The organism is Paenibacillus sp. BK720, assembly GCF_011761545.1.
In the GTDB taxonomy this organism is placed as follows: Bacteria; Bacillota; Bacilli; order Paenibacillales; family Paenibacillaceae; genus Pristimantibacillus.
The window spans coordinates 397005-413017 of sequence record NZ_JAASRQ010000007.1 but is presented as its reverse complement, the minus strand read 5'-3'; the positions used below and the strand labels follow the sequence as shown (position 1 = coordinate 413017).

The 16013-nt window shown below is 50.8% G+C and carries 16 protein-coding genes; 4 read left to right on the top strand and 12 right to left on the bottom strand.

The window, feature by feature from the left end; genetic code table 11:
- Nucleotides 1-36 precede the first annotated feature (36 nt).
- Nucleotides 37-2334, bottom strand: a complete 2298-nt coding sequence (locus FHT67_RS26265; protein WP_167201822.1) for an ATP-dependent DNA helicase — start codon at nucleotides 2332-2334, stop codon at nucleotides 37-39.
- A 158-nt stretch (nucleotides 2335-2492) separates the two neighbouring features.
- Between FHT67_RS26265 and FHT67_RS26260 the strand changes: the two genes are divergently transcribed.
- Nucleotides 2493-2945 carry a Dps family protein gene (locus tag FHT67_RS26260; protein WP_132309670.1) on the top strand — a complete coding sequence of 151 codons (453 nt, stop codon included), beginning with the start codon at nucleotides 2493-2495 and terminating at the stop codon, nucleotides 2943-2945.
- A 52-nt stretch (nucleotides 2946-2997) separates the two neighbouring features.
- Here FHT67_RS26260 and FHT67_RS26255 read toward each other — a convergent pair whose 3' ends face one another.
- From FHT67_RS26255 to FHT67_RS26205, 11 genes are all read right to left on the bottom strand, one after another.
- Nucleotides 2998-3213 carry a hypothetical protein gene (locus FHT67_RS26255; protein WP_132309668.1) on the bottom strand — a complete coding sequence of 72 codons (216 nt, stop codon included), beginning with the start codon at nucleotides 3211-3213 and terminating at the stop codon, nucleotides 2998-3000.
- A gap of 4 nt (nucleotides 3214-3217) precedes the next feature.
- Nucleotides 3218-3415, bottom strand: coding sequence for a WYL domain-containing protein (locus FHT67_RS26250; RefSeq protein WP_132309666.1), 198 nt, complete (start codon nucleotides 3413-3415; stop codon nucleotides 3218-3220).
- Nucleotides 3416-3592: 177 nt separating this feature from the next.
- Nucleotides 3593-3769, bottom strand: a complete 177-nt coding sequence (locus FHT67_RS26245; RefSeq protein ID WP_165930740.1) for a hypothetical protein — start codon at nucleotides 3767-3769, stop codon at nucleotides 3593-3595.
- Between the two features lie 74 nt (nucleotides 3770-3843).
- The gene (gene ppsA / locus FHT67_RS26240; protein WP_167201821.1) at nucleotides 3844-6456 is read right to left on the bottom strand and encodes a phosphoenolpyruvate synthase; all 2613 of its coding nucleotides are present in this window, start codon (nucleotides 6454-6456) and stop codon (nucleotides 3844-3846) included.
- A gap of 207 nt (nucleotides 6457-6663) precedes the next feature.
- Nucleotides 6664-7356: a copper homeostasis protein CutC gene (locus FHT67_RS26235; protein WP_167201820.1), complete on the bottom strand. Its 693-nt coding sequence runs from the start codon at nucleotides 7354-7356 to the stop codon at nucleotides 6664-6666.
- A gap of 25 nt (nucleotides 7357-7381) precedes the next feature.
- Nucleotides 7382-9010: an ATP-binding protein gene (locus tag FHT67_RS26230; protein WP_347880128.1), complete on the bottom strand. Its 1629-nt coding sequence runs from the start codon at nucleotides 9008-9010 to the stop codon at nucleotides 7382-7384.
- Between the two features lie 275 nt (nucleotides 9011-9285).
- Nucleotides 9286-10359, bottom strand: coding sequence for a polysaccharide pyruvyl transferase family protein (locus tag FHT67_RS26225; RefSeq protein ID WP_132309660.1), 1074 nt, complete (start codon nucleotides 10357-10359; stop codon nucleotides 9286-9288).
- A gap of 23 nt (nucleotides 10360-10382) precedes the next feature.
- Entirely contained in the window at nucleotides 10383-11513 is a 1131-nt protein-coding gene (locus tag FHT67_RS26220; protein WP_167201819.1) for a glycosyltransferase, read from the bottom strand.
- Nucleotides 11503-12231, bottom strand: a complete 729-nt coding sequence (locus FHT67_RS26215; protein ID WP_132309656.1) for a glycosyltransferase family 2 protein — start codon at nucleotides 12229-12231, stop codon at nucleotides 11503-11505. Before FHT67_RS26215 ends, FHT67_RS26220 begins: the two co-directional genes overlap by 11 nt.
- A 32-nt stretch (nucleotides 12232-12263) precedes the next feature.
- On the bottom strand, nucleotides 12264-12455 hold the full coding sequence (locus tag FHT67_RS26210) for a hypothetical protein (RefSeq protein ID WP_167201818.1): 192 nt from the start codon (nucleotides 12453-12455) through the stop codon (nucleotides 12264-12266).
- Nucleotides 12452-12853 (bottom strand): hypothetical protein, encoded by a 402-nt coding sequence (locus FHT67_RS26205; protein WP_167201817.1) that lies wholly within the window; start codon nucleotides 12851-12853, stop codon nucleotides 12452-12454. The genes FHT67_RS26210 and FHT67_RS26205 overlap by 4 nt, the downstream gene beginning before the upstream one ends.
- Nucleotides 12854-13278: 425 nt before the next feature.
- Here FHT67_RS26205 and FHT67_RS26200 point away from each other — a divergent pair, with 425 nt between their 5' ends.
- From FHT67_RS26200 to FHT67_RS26190, 3 genes are read left to right on the top strand one after another with little or no spacing between them, the layout of a single operon-like run.
- Nucleotides 13279-14256 (top strand): ABC transporter ATP-binding protein, encoded by a 978-nt coding sequence (locus FHT67_RS26200; protein ID WP_132309650.1) that lies wholly within the window; start codon nucleotides 13279-13281, stop codon nucleotides 14254-14256.
- On the top strand, nucleotides 14253-15056 hold the full coding sequence (locus FHT67_RS26195; RefSeq protein WP_167201816.1) for an ABC transporter permease: 804 nt from the start codon (nucleotides 14253-14255) through the stop codon (nucleotides 15054-15056). The genes FHT67_RS26200 and FHT67_RS26195 overlap by 4 nt, the downstream gene beginning before the upstream one ends.
- A gap of 5 nt (nucleotides 15057-15061) precedes the next feature.
- Complete coding sequence (locus tag FHT67_RS26190) at nucleotides 15062-15844, top strand: ABC transporter permease (protein ID WP_167201815.1); 783 nt, start codon at nucleotides 15062-15064, stop codon at nucleotides 15842-15844.
- Nucleotides 15845-16013 lie beyond the last annotated feature (169 nt).

Here is a 16013-nt window from a genome sequence, read left to right as displayed (position 1 = left end):
AGACCGCTCGGACGGATTTGAAACATCAGCTGCCGCTTAGTTCCTGCTCCATTCGGGAGGCAAAAGCCTGGCATACTGCGGCTGCGCATAACGGTCGTCGATGAGCAATAGCGTCCCCCGGTCGTTCTCGGAACGGATGAGCCGACCGCCGGCCTGCAGCACTTTATTCATGCCAGGAAACACATAGGCATACTCGAATCCGTTCTTCCCTTGGCGGTCGAAATAGTCTTTGATAATGTTCCTTTCCAGCCCGACCTGTGGCAATCCTACCCCAACGATAGCCACGCCTGTAAGACGGTCCCCCACCAAATCGATGCCTTCCGAGAAAATGCCGCCCATAACGGCGAAACCGACCAGCGCGCTTTTATTTCCCGGCGCAAAGGCTGCCAAAAAGGCATCCCGCTCCTCCTCGGACATAGAAGGCGTTTGGACGATCGCCGTAAATGCCTTCGTCCCTTCGGATGATTGCGACCGTTCCATAAACCGTTCGTACGCGCCATTCATATAGGCATAAGACGGGAAAAACACAAAAATATTGCCTCGATGCCGCTCAACCATGGAATGCAATAATCCGGCAACCCGATCCAAGGTCCGTTCGCGATCCTGGTAGCGGGTCGACAGCCGTTCGATTCGGACATCTAGCTGCTCGGGCGAGAACGGAGACGGAATAGCGACGGCGTAATCCGTTTCTGCATCCCCGCCAAGCATGTCCATAAAGTAATGAAGCGGAGATAACGTAGCGGAAAACAGAATCTGCGCCTTGTAGCCTTTGGCGTATTGCCGAAGCAGATGCGACGGATCAAGGCAAAACAGCTTCAGGCGAACGTCATTCCTGTCCTTCTCGGCGTAGGTGACATACCGCTCGTCGTACAGCTTGGCTATGCGCAAGAACTGTTGAGCTCCGAAATAGACGTCCAGCAATAAGGGATCTTGGTCCCCTAGGGCCAACTGCTCTTCTGCCGCTTGGGCAAGAGCTTCCAACTGTTCAAGCAATTGCTCCGGAAGGTAGCGCTCCATGTTCCTGCCGGTTGCGTCTTCTTCCATCGATTTGCGCAAAGCGATAAAATACTGGTTTACTGCTTTCGCCGAGTTGTACACAAGCGGACGGACGGTTTTGCTTGCGCGCTGCAGAGCAAGAAAATCGGCCTTCCGAAGCTCCGCGGAATACATTTCGCGAGCCCGGTCGACAAGGTTATGCGCTTCGTCAACCAATAATGCCGTCTTCCGTTTCTGCTCTTCAAACAGTCTCTTCAGGTTTACACGCGGATCGAAAATATAATTATAATCGCAGATGACCGCATCCGCCGCATAAGCGGCATCAAGCGAAAATTCGAACGGGCAGACATGGTGCTTATAAGCATACCGCTCAATGACTTCGCGCGTCATGGACGTCTCGTTGCCCAGCATATCCAGGATGGCGCCGTTTATGCGGTCATAATAACCCTTTGCGAATTCGCAGTACTCGGGAGAACAGCGTACCTCGTCTTTCAAGCATACCTTATCTTTTGCCGTCAACGTAACGGTATGGAGACGAAGGCCGCCTTCGCCTAGCATCTTAAGCGCCTCTTCGGCAGCAGTGCGCGTTGTCGTGCGGGCTGTCAAATAAAAGAGCCGCTGCAGTCGTTCTTCCCCGATTGCTTTTACTGCCGGAAACAGCGTTGACATGGTCTTGCCTATTCCGGTTGGCGCCTTCGCAAACAGCATGCGCCCATCCACGATCGTCTGGTACACGGAAGCAGCCAGTTTGCGCTGGCCTTCACGATACGACGGAAAAGGGAAAGCCAATTTCTTGATGCTGGCATCCCGTTTTTCCGCATGAGCATTTTTCATTGCGGCATACGGATAATACCGGTTAACCGTATCGAGCAGAAATCGTTCGAGCTCCGCAAAGGTCATCGAACGCACGAAGCGTCGGCATTCGCCGGTATCTATATGCATGTAAGTCAATTGAACGTTGATCGCGTCAAGCTCCCGCTCCTTCGCGACCATATAGGCATAACAGTATGCCTGCGCCCAATGAACGGGGTACGTCTCCTCCATAAGGCGGGGCAGCATGCCGGAAGAGGATTTGATCTCGTCGATCGTCAGCCCGCCATCCGTTTGCAGCAAGCCGTCGCAACGGCCGTCGATAACAAACAGCATATCCCGGCAAGCGATTTCCGCCGATACGTATACCTCTTTGGCATCCTGCTCGCCATATTGCTTTTGAATATGCTGATGCGCTTTCGTTCCTTCCGTAAGCGCGACGGCAGATCTAAAAGCCGTATCGATATCCCCGCTCCGATATGCGTATTCAACAAGCGCACGCACGGACAGTTGCACGGTTTTTGTCATAGCCTCTCCACGCCCTTCGCCGTTTGCGATTTCCTATTGAATCGACTATACCAAACGGATGTTCGCGAGTAAATAGAACGCTGTTGTTTCAATGCCTGTTTTTCTGTTTATTAAATAACCAGAATTCATATATTAAACTCGAGAGGAATGAATGAACCATGACTACAAAAACAACGAAAACCGTCCAACAACACTTGAACCGCCAGATCGCGAACTGGAGTGTTCTCTATACGAAGCTTCACAACTATCACTGGTATGTTAAAGGCTCGCAGTTCTTTACGCTGCACGTAAAATTCCAGGAGCTCTATGAGGAAGCGGCGCTGCATGTCGACGAAATCGCGGAGCGTCTGCTTGCGGTAAAAGGCCAGCCGATCGCTACGATGAGCGACCATTTGAAGGAATCCGCCATTAAGGAAGCCAGCGGCAAGGAAACGGCCGAACAGATGGTAGACCAGCTTATTAAAGACTTCTCGCTCGTTATTGACGAGCTTAAGGAAGGAATGGAGGACGCCGAGGAAGACGGCGACGAAACAACGGCGGACATGCTGCTTGCCATCCATGCCAAGCTCGAAAAACATGTTTGGATGCTTAGCGCGTTTAACGGCAAATAAAAAGCTTGCCGGAATATCGACAGCCCGCTCACAAGAAGCGGGCTGTTCGTATTTAACGCGATTGCAGCCATCCGGGAATAACCCGCGCGTAATCCATCGAATCTTCCCATTCGATGAACCGTTCCTCGCGCAAATTCTCGAGGGCCTTTCGGATTTGGCCAACTTCCCTTTGTGCGAAACGCGCTAGTTCCGGAATAGAAATACGCGTGTTCTGATGGCCGTTTCGATTATATAGAATTCTGAGCAGCTTCCGCTCCGTATCGTTCAACAGGTTAAGCCCCTTCTTTCTTTCGCGCGATCTCAATATCAACGATTCCACCGAGATTAAAAATACGAATGGCTTGCGCCTGGAAGCAATACGCCTTCAGCCGTCCAGCCTTAACCGATATCACGCGTACATCGCGTATGCTTACCTCGCGCTTCCGATCCACATAAATCAGCTGTACCACTTTGCCGATAAATCTCTCCAATCGCTATCACCCCGCCAGGAACGTTTGTTCTTATTCATTATATACCAAACATATGTTCTAGATGCAAGACCCCAAGCAAATTGGAATTATTTTCACGCTCCTTTTAAGCAGCGAACTCGCCCGCAACAAAAAACAGCAGCCAAACCGGCTGCTGTTCCTTGTTATTTTTCTCGAGGGCTATAATTCCTTATCGCTCAAGAACTCATTTTGAATTTCATCGCCATTGGGATTGCTATTTTTAATTTGGCTTAGACGCCCATTGCGGTTCTCGCCGCCATGTACGCTATTTTGCCGTTGATCATTATTATCGGTATGATCATGTTGGTTATGGTTGTAGTTTTTGTTGTTTGACATTTTCCGGTATCACCCTTTCTGCAAAAAGCTAAATCTAGATTGTGTATTTCCGATCAGATTTATGCAAATTGGATTCATCCCAAGATCTCGATATACCCTTCCGTTCCGTTCACTCTGATTCGTTGTCCGTCTTTGATCAAAGTTGTGGCATTCTCTACGGCTACAACAGCGGGCAGCCCGTACTCCCGCGCGATAACCGCTCCGTGCGTCATCAGTCCGCCCACTTCCGTGACCAGACCCTTGATGGATACGAATAAAGGGGTCCAGCTGGGATCCGTAAAAGAAGTGACTAGAATATCCCCGTCCTCCAAATTTGCTTCTTCCATGTTCAGGATGACGCGTGCCCGGCCCTCTATAAGTCCGGAGGACACCGCTAACCCCGCGATAGCCTCGGCCGGCAGATTTTCGCGCCGGTATTCACCTATTATCATTTCGCCGTCAGATGTCATCACGCGTGGCGGAGTCAGCTTTTCATACCGCTTATAATCGTCTTTACGCTTGCTGATGAGCCGGTAATCCAGTTGATTTGTCCGTATTACCTCTTTAAGCTCTTCAAAATCCAGATAATAAACATCTTCTTTTTCTTGAATGACGTTCTTTTCCACGAGTTTTACGGCTTCTTTCAGAATCGCCTGTTTATATACGAAATAACGGCTGACCATTCCGTATTTCGGGTATTCCCGGTAACCGGCATAATTCCGGATCTGGTCAATCCTTTGCTTGGTTTCGCTCGCTTTAAGCTCGCCATCCGGCAATTGCCTGAGCCGTTCCAATATCTCTTGTTCCTTAGCCAGAGCTTCCTGCCGTCCTTGCTCGAATTTGCGGCTGCTGGCATTTGGCCCAAAGTTTTTAATGTTCGTAAGAATGACGGGAATAAGAGCAGCCGGATTCTCGCTCCAACGGGTTCTGGTGATATCGATTTCTCCGGGACACCGCATGCCGTATTTGCCGAGATAATCATGGATGGCGCTTAGAGCCGGCCTTCCTCCCTCAACATGGACCAGTCCATCCCAATCATCTTTATTCCGCTGTAAATATTCAATGACTTGCGGATATGGACGTATGACGTCCGCGACATCCATAAGCGCCAGTCCCATCTCCGAGGTAATATTGTTCGGTACCGATTGGGAAAGCGTATCCGCCGCGTTTTTTTCGCCTAACCACTCGTAAAGCTTCTCATTAATCCAGGTTAAGGCATTCATAGACGCCATAATGACTTGAATGCTTTGCGGGTTAAATAGAACCTTCCTCAGCTGCTGGATATCTTCCACGATAAAATCGAATAAATCCGCGCCGGATTTCGTCCGGATCGTTTGCTTTAGCTCTTCAATTGAGGCTTCGCTATTTTTAATCAAAATGGGAACCACGCCGGGTTCAAGCTGCGATTCTGTTTGCGTATTTGCAGGCGACGCGGCTTTTTGGCTTTGGCCGGGATGGGGTTCGCAAGTTTCGACCGATACGGGCCGGATATAGTCTCCACGCTTGATTACCTTTGTTAAAGCGTCCTTGATGAGCGGTTCGGATTGTCCGATTGTGTTTAATAGCCTTTCTCTGCTATCCGGCGAAGCAAGCATTCGGGTAACATCAACAAACAACCTTCCGCCTGCTTTGCGCATTGGCGCGGGAGTCGTTAACAGGTAAAAAGACAAGCCTAACGGTTTGATCGGATCCGTCATCATTTGTTGGTGGCCAACGGAGACGTAAACATGATTTTCTTGATCATTGGCTTCAGGGATCGGATACAGCGTAGTGATGGGGCGGCTCTGAACGATATGGAATGTCTCTTCCGCCAGACACCATTCGATATCCTGCGGGCAGCCGAAATAGGCTTCAATCCGTCTGCCGATCCGCGCTAATTGCAGGATTTGTTCTTCCGTAAGGACCTGTTGCTTCTGCCGGTGAGGGTCGATGGACTGCGTCTCGGTTCCGCCATTCTCTTGGCTGTATATTGCGATTTTTTTGGCTGCGATCCGCTTGTCGACGACCTTTTCCTCTTGCACTTTGTAGCAATCGGCGGATACCACACCGGAGACCAGCGCTTCTCCAAGCCCAAATCCGGCATCAATGGACAGAACCTTGCGATTCGCCGTAACGGGATCCGCGGTAAACATGATTCCGGAGGCGTAAGGGAAAACCATCTTCTGAATGATAACGGATAAATGAACCTGACTGTGGTCAAATCCGTTCTGCATCCGGTAGATAACCGCGCGTTCCGTGAACAAGGAGGCCCAGCACTTGCTGATATGCGCAAAGATCGCTTCTTTGCCGACAATATTGAGATATGTGTCCTGTTGTCCGGCAAAAGAGGCATGCGGCAGATCTTCCGCCGTTGCGCTGGACCGTACGGCAAAGGCGCACTCCTCGCCAAACGGAATGAGGTAATGAGTAACGGCTGCCACAACCTCCCCGGGAATTTCAATCCGCCTAATCGTCTGGCGTATATCGCTGCTGATTTCGCGAATGAGATCCCGATCCCCGGGCGTCAGCGCCGCTAACCGGTTCACCAGAGCATGAAACGCTTCATTCGGTTCAGTGGCTTTGCGAAATCCTTCCGTGGTTACGCAGAAGCCCTCGGGTACGCTTATGCCATTCATTTTTGATAATTCGCCCAGATTAAATCCTTTTCCGCCTACAAGCGAAAGCTCCGCATGATCCATTTCCTTAAACCCTAGAACCAATTCATTCATTCCACATCTCTCCTGCTCCTAAATTTGAGAAAAACATTTGACAAGATTCGAATCGGCATGATACAATAAAACTGTAAGATAAGATATTTATGTCTAGTTTCTAAAAGACAGTTGTGAATCGATTATATCATCGTATATGTTTGCGTGCAATATAAAGAACCTGAGCCGTTTGCCCAGGTTCTTTTTGTTTTTCATATAGAAGCCGCTTCATCTGATCTGTCGTAAGTCGTCGGCAAGCCGCCGAAGCGCGGAAGGTTGAATTGGCGCCAGGTTGGACTTATTATACCGGACTGCCGATCCGAAATGCACTTCCCCTACTCCGGTCCGAGCAATAAACGCTGCAATGCCTTCCGTTGTAAGACCGCTTCCAGCCAAAATCGTCAAATGGCTTTTCTTGGCGGCCGCAACAAGCTCGGCCATCTCCTTCACCGATTCCATCGCCGGTCTTGGCCCGGCAGAAGTTAAGATGCGGGTAATTTGGGGATACTTCATTAGGGTTTGAAGTCCTTCATGCTGATCTGCCAGCTCGTCAAACGCGCGGTGAAAGGTCACTTGCAATCCGCCCGTTAGCGGCAAAAGCCGGCCCAGCGCCTGCTCGTCTATTTTCCCTGCCGGCGTTAAAGCGCCTAGCACAAGGCCTGCCGCACCGGCTCGCACAATCGCTTTTATTTCCGAAGCCATCGTATCGATATCATGCTCCGCGTATACAAAAGAGCGGCTGTGCGGGCGTACCATGACAAATACCGGTATCCGGACTGCTTGCACCACCCGCTCCACCAGACCGATGCCCGGCGTTAGCCCGCCTTCCGTTATCGCCGTAATTAGCTCAAGACGATCCGCCCCGTTTGCTTCCGCCGTCAAGGCGTCGTCCATGCAGGTAGCAATGACCTCCAATTTCATAATAAAGCCTCCTTTCTCCGGATGATTATTGGACAGTCCGTTCTTGTGATGGATTATAAACCGGTAGCCTGATTTCAATCTTCGTACCAATATCAACCTTGCTGTCGTAAACGATACGGCCGTGATATTGCTTGATGATTTTGTGGCTGATCATGAGTCCTAGCCCCGTTCCCTTCTCCTTCAAGCTGTAAAAGGGCTGCCCCAAACGGGGAAGATGCTCTTCCGGAATGCCGCAGCCTTGATCCCGAATGACGATAAGGCAGTCGCCTGCCGACTCCATTTGTATGCGGATTTGAATTTCCCCTCCGTTGGCCATGGATTCGATCGCGTTTTTTAAAATATTGAGAAACACCTGCTTTAATTGGTGCTTGGCGCAAGCAACCGGAAAATAATCCCCTTCGTACCGGCGTACGAATTCGATATTGTTTAACAGCGCCTGCGGCGTCAGAAATTCGAGCGTTTGCTCGATAACGTCTTTAACGTTCGCTACGGTATACATCGCAGCCTGCGGCTTGGCCATCGAGAGAAGCTCGCTTGTGATGATTTCGATGCGTTCCAGCTCGTCCCGCAGTAAATCGCCGTATTTCAAGGAAGGGTTCTCGATTTTATATAATTGGAGAAATCCTTTGAGCGTAGTCAGCGGATTGCGAATTTCATGGGCGACGCCCGCCGCCAATTCTCCTACAATCGAGAGCTTCTCGGATTGCAGCAGAAACTCCTCTGCTTTTTTGCGCTCGGAGATATCCCGGCTGATAATAACGATATGCTCGATCCGGCCATCCTTGCCCTCAACCGGCTTGCATAACGAATCAAAGGGAATTAGTCGGCCGTCCAGATGCCGGAACCGAATTTCCATCGAGAGCGAATTTTTCTGCTCCAACAGCTTTTTTACGGTCTGATTAAATACCTTCGCATCCTCGGTGCTTATAATCCGGTCCAGCTCCGCGCGATTTAAGGTCAGCCCCGAATACCCCAGCACAAACGAATGGGACGGCGAGAAGTATCTTATCGAGTGGTCGGGATCCATGACCACAATGAGGTCAGACGTATTTTCCGCGATTAACCGGTATTGGTATTCGCTTTCGCGTAGCGACAATTCCATTTCGTTGCGTTCGGCTACGGTACGGCGCAGACGCTCGTGGGATTCAATCAACAGTCCGCCCAACAACACGCCCAATATGACAAAACAGACATACTGCAAATGAAAGAGCGGCTCGTTCACCATAATCCGGAAGGTAAGCACCACGCATGCGTACAGCACAATATAGGCGCCCGAAAATATGATGCTTCTCTTGAAAGGCGGCAGCTGCCGGCGGGAGAAGTAAACGTGCAGGACAGAAAAGGCGAGCATAATGAAGGTCCAACCTTCGATGGCCGGCATCCAATTGCCGCTTGAGAGCAATCGGACGGACAACGCGAATAATCCGGTGATGATGCCCGGAATGGGACCGAGATAAGCGAACATCAAGATGACGGGAGAATAGCGGATATCATAGACGTATCCCTGTTGTTTTACCGCTAATAAAACGAGGATGACTGAAACAATGCCCGCATAGAGACCACCCCATAGCGGATGCTTCAGCGGCTTGGAATGGATAAACGAACGGATTATGAAGGGTATGCTAACCAACAGCGAAAATATGGATAGATTCACAATGTAATCAATCAGAAACAACAATAATCACCTACGCCTCGTAGTCTTGCTATAACGCTTTTCTTCTAACCGGCTGCGTTTAAACCTACTGCGTAAATGAATACTATACCAACGTTAGAAATCCCTGTTAATTTCTCATAAAAGTTTTATATTCTTTGGCAACAACCGATTTCCGTTCCCCGGAAACACTATATAGACGCTGTAAAGTAAAAATAGTTGCGACATAAGAAAAGAGATTGCCCTTGTCATTTACGGACAATCTCCTTACGATCGCGTTAGAACAACTTCTCCTGAAACGGTTTAACGAGTGACTGATAAGCCGCTTGGCGCCCCTTTTCCAGCTTGCTGGCATACCCTTCCCGCCAAGCCATGGCGGCTTGAGCCTTCTGCGTCAGCTTGGAGGCCAATTGCGGGTCATCCGAGGCAACGATCCAATCGGACAAATCTAGGCCATTCATCAGATCGAAGCTTTTGAAGCGGTAACCGATGCACACGAAAGGGACGTTCGCTGCCGCAGATAACAAATTGGCATGCAGCTTGAGATTGATCGTCGCTTCGAACCCCGACAGCAGCCGCACATAATCCGCAGCCGAATAGACTTTGGAATCAAACGTAATGCGTTCGTCTTGGCCAAGCTTTCGGTACAGGCTTGCGAGCGCCTTTTCGTCCGGTCCCCATACCGAGTACAAATGAAGCTTGTATCCCAGCGCAAGAAGTGAACGGCCCGTTTCCGCTAGCTGATCCTCTGCCTTTCCCTCGTTGCCTCCGTATATCCGGTTATATGAGGTTCCCCAGTTGATGCCTATCGTGCGAATGTCCCCTCGCGGTCCTTCGGATAGTCGCTTATCGGTTAGGGGCTTCAGCGCATTCATCAACATGGCGGAATCGCCGCTGATTTCCAGATGCTTCGGCCGAGCGCCAAGCGATTCAATATAATCCCGAGTCCAGGGTCCCCGAACGCCGCAATAGACGCTATGCTCCAGGATTTCTTTGAGCTTTTGGCGATACGTCTCGCTTTCCATGGCTGCCTCCGGCTTCGGCCTCTCGTCCAACGTCGGGATCCATTTATGAAGACGATCATGGCCGCTCCCCCAGATGACAATCGTTTTGCCGAGCTCGAACGCCTCATGCACCAATTCGACATAACCGGGTACAAGGAGCGAGCCTCCGCCGAGAACGATCGTATCGTATTGGCTTACCTTCTTCCATTCCACGGCCGGAAGCGAAGGGATAACTTGATACTCCTCCTCCTTCAGATGGGTGTCCGCCAATGTCTTAAACATCTCCCACATCCACTCATCCCCAAGATTATTAAAGCCAATCCATCCTAAATATAATACCTTGCGCATTTGTGGCTATCACTCCATTCCTATCAGGTACTTGCCAGCAAGGAGCCGTACAGCTGTTTCATCTGAAGCGCTTTGCTTTGAATGTCAAAATTCGCCCTCGCCCACTCTTGCCCCTGGCGGCCTATACTCACCAGATTGCCGTCTGATGCGAGCGCTCCGCGGATGGCCTCCGCGATCAACTGCTCGGTTGGCCGTTCCTTGGAGTTATGGTCACCGAAATAATACTGCCATGCCTCGTCGTAAACTGGCCGATCCACAAGGCCAAAATATCCGTGATTGCCAATAGCAAGAACGGGTTTGCCGCATGCCATTGCTTCAAGAGCAACCCGGCCCGTTCCGACAACCAGATCGCCGAGATTATAATAATCGCCGATCTGCATCTGATTTCCCACCGGATGGACGAACGGCGCATGGCATTCCTGGTTTACGGCCTCCGCCAGCTCGGCGATAGCAGCAGCCTGATTCCCCGTACCCGCGATAACCAATTGCAGAGGCAGCTTCCCGTGAAGGCGAAGGGTACGCGCCGCTCGCACAAGCATGGCGCAAACCGCCGCCTTGTCCCATGCCAGGCGGGAAGCATACACGACGATCTTGTCGCCGTCCGGTATGCGAAGACTGGCGCGCAAGGCCGCAGACGAAGCGGGACGATAACGCTCGAAGTCAATGCCATTGGCAATCAAATAGGACGGAATTCCCAGATAATCCAAATAACCGCGCACGGGTGGACTAACGCTGATGAAGGTGCAGGCAGCATCCTTCAATAATTGTAGCTGTTCGGGCGGATAATAAGAGCCATGCACGGTGAATACGACCGGAATTCCCAGCTTTCGCGCCGCTTTCGCTGCGTGCAAGCCGGATGGCAGCTGGTGAATATGCACGAGATTAATCTTGCGGCTTCTCATAATCTGCGTAAGCGCGGCTTCCGCCTGCAGCTGGTGTTCCGGGTCCATCAGCTGCTCTGCCGCCAGGTCCACGCGGTGAATCGGACAGCCTGCGCGGGCAAAGGCTTCGTACATCACGCCTGTCCCCCCTGCATAGACAGGCATGACGCCAAGCGCGGGAAATGCTTTCACAAGACTCAGCACGTAAGTTTCCGTTCCGCCGACAGCCAGGCTATCCATCACCATCAGCAGCCGAATCCGATTACGTGTCATATCCCTGCTCCTTGTGCGATTTGCCGAAATAGGCGCGTGAACGCTGCTTCTGATGCTTGCGGTAGTAATACAGCACATCGCGCAAATTATCCACGTTCCTGGCTCCCGGCTTGATAATCTTCGCTATAAATTCGTAATCCTCTGCTCCCTCGATACGCCTTGTATGTCCGCCGATGCGGTCGAACACCGCTCCTCGGAACATAGCCGTCCCGTGGCAAATGCAATGACCGCCTTTCGCATACACTTTGCCGATCTGCTCTCCGTATTTAAGCCAATACACGGGCGTTCGGCTGTCCGGTTGGCCATCTTCGAATACCTCGTAATTCGTGCCAAGCAGATCAATATGGGGATTTTCGTTCAAATAACGGACCTGCTTGGCCAGCCTCTCCGGATGGGATAGATCATCCGCATCCTGAATGGCGATATACTCGCCTTTGGCCAAGTACATCCCGGCCGTTATGGCGCCGGCGTAACCGGCATTGCGCGGCAGCCGAAGCGTATATATCCCTTTTCCGTCCTGCAATAATGGCTCGTTGTCGTTAAGCCATGTTACGGCATATTCGTATGACCCGTCCGTGGACAAATCATCGATAAGAATAAGCTCCCAGTTCGTGTAGGTCTGATTGAGCAAGCTTGTCAAGCAATCCGACAGATAGGGAAGCTTGTTGTAGACGGTGACAACAATGCTGACTAGTCCAGGCACTCGCAGAAACGACAAAATGCCTCACCTCCCTTTTTTATTCGCAATCGTCATAACAGCCGGATATAAGAAATGAAGCGTAATTGAATAATGGAATAGCTGCCGTTCTCGTATCCGAATACCTCCGAGGTGCGGACCGTTAGCGCCGTGCCGTCTACCGACACGAGCGTTCCGCAAATCGTTTCCAGGGCACTTGCAATCTGCACCTCTTTGTTCACGAAAGACAATAATTCTTCAATCATCGTTCCACCTTCTTTCCTGTCAATTGAAAGGAGACCAGCTGTTCCAGCGCAACCATGACCATAGTCCCTCCAGGCTCGCGCACGATTAGAAAATCGGAACCTACCTTAGTGATTGTCCCTTCGACCGTACCCGCTGCAGTTAATAACTCGGCTGGCTTGCTTGTGTAAGGCTCGAAAACCTGCTTGAGCTTATTCAAGCCGGACATGCGGGCATCGCGCTGCCCCTCCAATCCAAACGAAGCCAATTCCTCCCGAATCGTTTGACGTAGCTCCGCCAGGAGTGCCGTCGCGTCAAGCGAATCCGAGCGTTGCGGCTGTGCCGCATTCAAACTCGGCAGCAGACGGGCAAGCCCGTCAAAATATTCCTTCAGCTCCTTCTCGTTTACGATAATTTTCATCGCTCCATCCTCCTTTTCCCACTCTCGGAAACTACCAATCTCCATACTTACTAGCGTATACAGGCGGCGGGAAGAAGGATTGAGTCAAATCACTAGTTAAATTGAAAATTTTTTCATAGAAAGGCAAAAAAAGGACACCTTCCACGTTTAAGAAGGTGTCCTTTTATGTAGTAAACGCAATAAAAAAGCCCGCAAATGCACGAGGCAATATGCAAAGACTTAAGTGCGGTCTATGTAATTAAATTAAGAAACAAAACAATTTTCGTCCTTAAAAAAATAAAAATCAACATTTTCCAAATCAGAGATATCCTCGATCTCTATAATAGTATTATAACCTGGATTTTATTATAAGTCTATACTTTATTAGAAAATCCCGGTATATTTCTTTTCTGGACTAAAAACCACTTATAAGGAGGCTTCAATCCATGATTGCGCTGCAAGGTATTAATAAGTCATTTAAGGTTGCGCGGAGAACAGCCGGCGTCCGGCAAGCCGTTAAAGCCCTATTCGCCCGGGAGCATACAATTGTCGAGGCGCTCCACAATATCTCGTTTCATATCTCCCCCGGTGAAATCGTGGGTTATATCGGCCCAAACGGAGCCGGTAAGTCAACCACCATTAAGGTCATGAGCGGTATTCTCGTGCCGGACAATGGAACATGCAAAATTCTAGGCTACACGCCTTGGCAAGACCGCGCGGCGTATGTCAAGAATATCGGCGTTGTCTTCGGCCAGCGAACCCAGCTGTGGTGGGATGTCCCCGTCATTGATTCCTTTGGGCTCCTTCGCGATATTTACAAGATTCCCGGCGATGTCTACCGTACCAACCTTGCGATGCTGACCGAATCGCTTGCGCTAACGGATATTCTGCAGACGCCTGTCAGACAGCTTAGTCTTGGTCAGCGCATGCGATGCGAAATCGCCGCTTCCCTTCTCCACGATCCTAAGATTTTATTCCTCGACGAACCGACAATCGGTCTTGACGCCGCCAGCAAAATCGCAGTCCGCCAGTTCATCAAACGAATCAATAAGGAACGCGGCGTGACGGTCATCTTGACCACGCATGACATGAACGATATTGAAGCGTTGGCGGACAGGATCCTGATGATCGGCAAAGGCACCCTGCTCTATGACGGCACGCTGAACGATCTGCGCGGCCGGTTCGGATCGAAGCGAACGGTTACGGTCGATTACCGCGAACATAATGAGCCGGTGCATATCGACGGTGTTCGTTGTCAATCGTGGACGCCGGAGCGTGCCGTTTACAGCATGGATATCGAAGTCACGCCGGTTGCCAGCGTTATTGCCAGGCTGTCCGAGCAGGTTGAGATCGTTGACCTCGAGGTTGGCACAACGCCTGTTGAGGAGCTTGTGCTGGAGCTCTATAAGGAGCACCGGATATGAATACGTACCTGTCCGTCTGGAAGCTGCGATTTGTCAGCGGGCTGCAATATCGGACAGCCGCCATCGCCGGCATGGCTACCCAGTTGTTTTTCGGCTTTATTTTTATCATGGTGTATGTCGCTTTCTATGCCCACAGCACGGCGGAGCCCTCGATGTCGCTCGAGCAGTTGGCTTCGTATATATGGCTGCAGCAAATTTTCCTTGCCTTTGTGATGCTCTGGTTCAGGGACAACGAAATCTTTACCCTCATCACAAGCGGCAATATCGCTTATGAATTATGCAGACCATGCGGGATTTACTCCTTCTGGTACGCCAAACTGCTTGCCCAGCGTTTATCAAGCGCAATCCTGCGGTGCATACCCATTCTTCTGGTCGCGCTCCTGCTGCCGAAACCCTATAACTTATCCTTTCCGCCTTCGGGCACAACCTTTGCGCTGTTTGCGGTGACGTTGCTGCTAGGACTTGCCGTTAATATCGCCATCTCCATGTTTATCTACATTTCCGTCTTTTGGACGATGTCCCCCGTCGGCTCTACCCTGGTGATCGCGGTGCTCGGAGAGTTTCTGGCCGGCATGATTATTCCGGTTCCCTTGATGCCGAATTGGATGCAGGCCGTTACTTATGCGCTTCCATTCCGCTGGACCGCCGATTTTCCGTTTCGCGTCTATTCCGGGCAAATTCCGCAATCCGAGGCGGTCTGGGGAATCCTGATTCAATTCATATGGCTGGCTGCGTTGATCCTGCTTGGCCGGTGGTGCTTAAAGCGGGCGCTTCGCCAGATTGTTATACAAGGAGGTTGACCCGCATGTATCTGTATCTGAAATATATATCCATCCTGTTCAAATCGCAGGCGCAGTATCGTCTCTCCTTCTGGCTGCTGACTGTGGGGCAAGCCCTTACTCCGCTAACCGTTCTCGCCGGTTTATATTTTATGTTCGCGCAGTTTGGGCAGGTAAAAGGCTGGACTTTCTACGAAGCGGCCTTATGTTACGCGATTATCGGACTTAGCTATGCTCTTAGCGAGACGTTCGCCCGCGGTTTCGATATGTTCTCAAGCCTGGTTGGCAGCGGAGATTTCGACCGCCTGCTTGTCCGGCCGAGAAGCACCGTTCTGCAGGTGCTTGGTTCCAAATTCGAATTCGCAAGGCTAGGCCGCATGCTGCAGAGCTTGATCGTATTGGTCTGGTCGCTGAGTAAACTGCCGGTTGAGCTTACGCTCCCGAAGCTTGGCACGCTTATGCTGATGATTGTTTGCGGCATGCTGATCTTCTCGGGGTTATTCATCGCCACCGCCTCGCTTAGCTTCTGGACCATTCAAGGTCTTGAGGTAGCCAACGTCTTTACTGACGGCGGCCGGGAAATGGCGAAATACCCACTTTCGATTTACGAGAAATGGGTAACGAATTTCTTCACCTTCGTCATCCCGCTAGGCTGCGTCAACTATTTGCCGCTTCTCTACGTGCTTGGCCGAACGGATGGACATCAAATTCTCTATATGCTGTCTCCGCTCGCGGGCGTAATTTTTATCCTCCCTTGCCTGATGCTGTGGCATATCGGGGTCCGGCATTACCGCTCGACGGGGTCGTAACCTCGGGAGCTCTCCTCCACTCTCCACCTGGATGAACGGCCTCCGCGCAACATACGACGGAGGCTGTTTGTCGATCTTTTCCGAACGTGAATATACCCGCAGGAAGAAACAAGTTTGAGATAAAGTGTAGTGAGCAGATGGTTTGGGTATAGTATCTAGATACACAAAA

What these genes read in the sequence shown, in the direction of transcription:
- FHT67_RS26200 (WP_132309650.1), top strand. Translation starts at nt 13,279, where the DNA reads ATGATTGCGCTGCAAGGTATTAATAAGTCATTTAAGGTTGCGCGGAGA.
- ppsA (WP_167201821.1), bottom strand. Translation starts at nt 6,456, where the DNA reads ATGAATGAATTGGTTCTAGGGTTTAAGGAAATGGATCATGCGGAGCTT.
- FHT67_RS26265 (WP_167201822.1), bottom strand. Translation starts at nt 2,334, where the DNA reads ATGACAAAAACCGTGCAACTGTCCGTGCGTGCGCTTGTTGAATACGCA.
- FHT67_RS26260 (WP_132309670.1), top strand. Translation starts at nt 2,493, where the DNA reads ATGACTACAAAAACAACGAAAACCGTCCAACAACACTTGAACCGCCAG.
- FHT67_RS26220 (WP_167201819.1), bottom strand. Translation starts at nt 11,513, where the DNA reads ATGACACGTAATCGGATTCGGCTGCTGATGGTGATGGATAGCCTGGCT.
- FHT67_RS26235 (WP_167201820.1), bottom strand. Translation starts at nt 7,356, where the DNA reads ATGAAATTGGAGGTCATTGCTACCTGCATGGACGACGCCTTGACGGCG.
- FHT67_RS26225 (WP_132309660.1), bottom strand. Translation starts at nt 10,359, where the DNA reads ATGCGCAAGGTATTATATTTAGGATGGATTGGCTTTAATAATCTTGGG.
- FHT67_RS26195 (WP_167201816.1), top strand. Translation starts at nt 14,253, where the DNA reads ATGAATACGTACCTGTCCGTCTGGAAGCTGCGATTTGTCAGCGGGCTG.
- FHT67_RS26190 (WP_167201815.1), top strand. Translation starts at nt 15,062, where the DNA reads ATGTATCTGTATCTGAAATATATATCCATCCTGTTCAAATCGCAGGCG.
- FHT67_RS26245 (WP_165930740.1), bottom strand. Translation starts at nt 3,769, where the DNA reads ATGTCAAACAACAAAAACTACAACCATAACCAACATGATCATACCGAT.
- FHT67_RS26205 (WP_167201817.1), bottom strand. Translation starts at nt 12,853, where the DNA reads ATGAAAATTATCGTAAACGAGAAGGAGCTGAAGGAATATTTTGACGGG.
- FHT67_RS26210 (WP_167201818.1), bottom strand. Translation starts at nt 12,455, where the DNA reads ATGATTGAAGAATTATTGTCTTTCGTGAACAAAGAGGTGCAGATTGCA.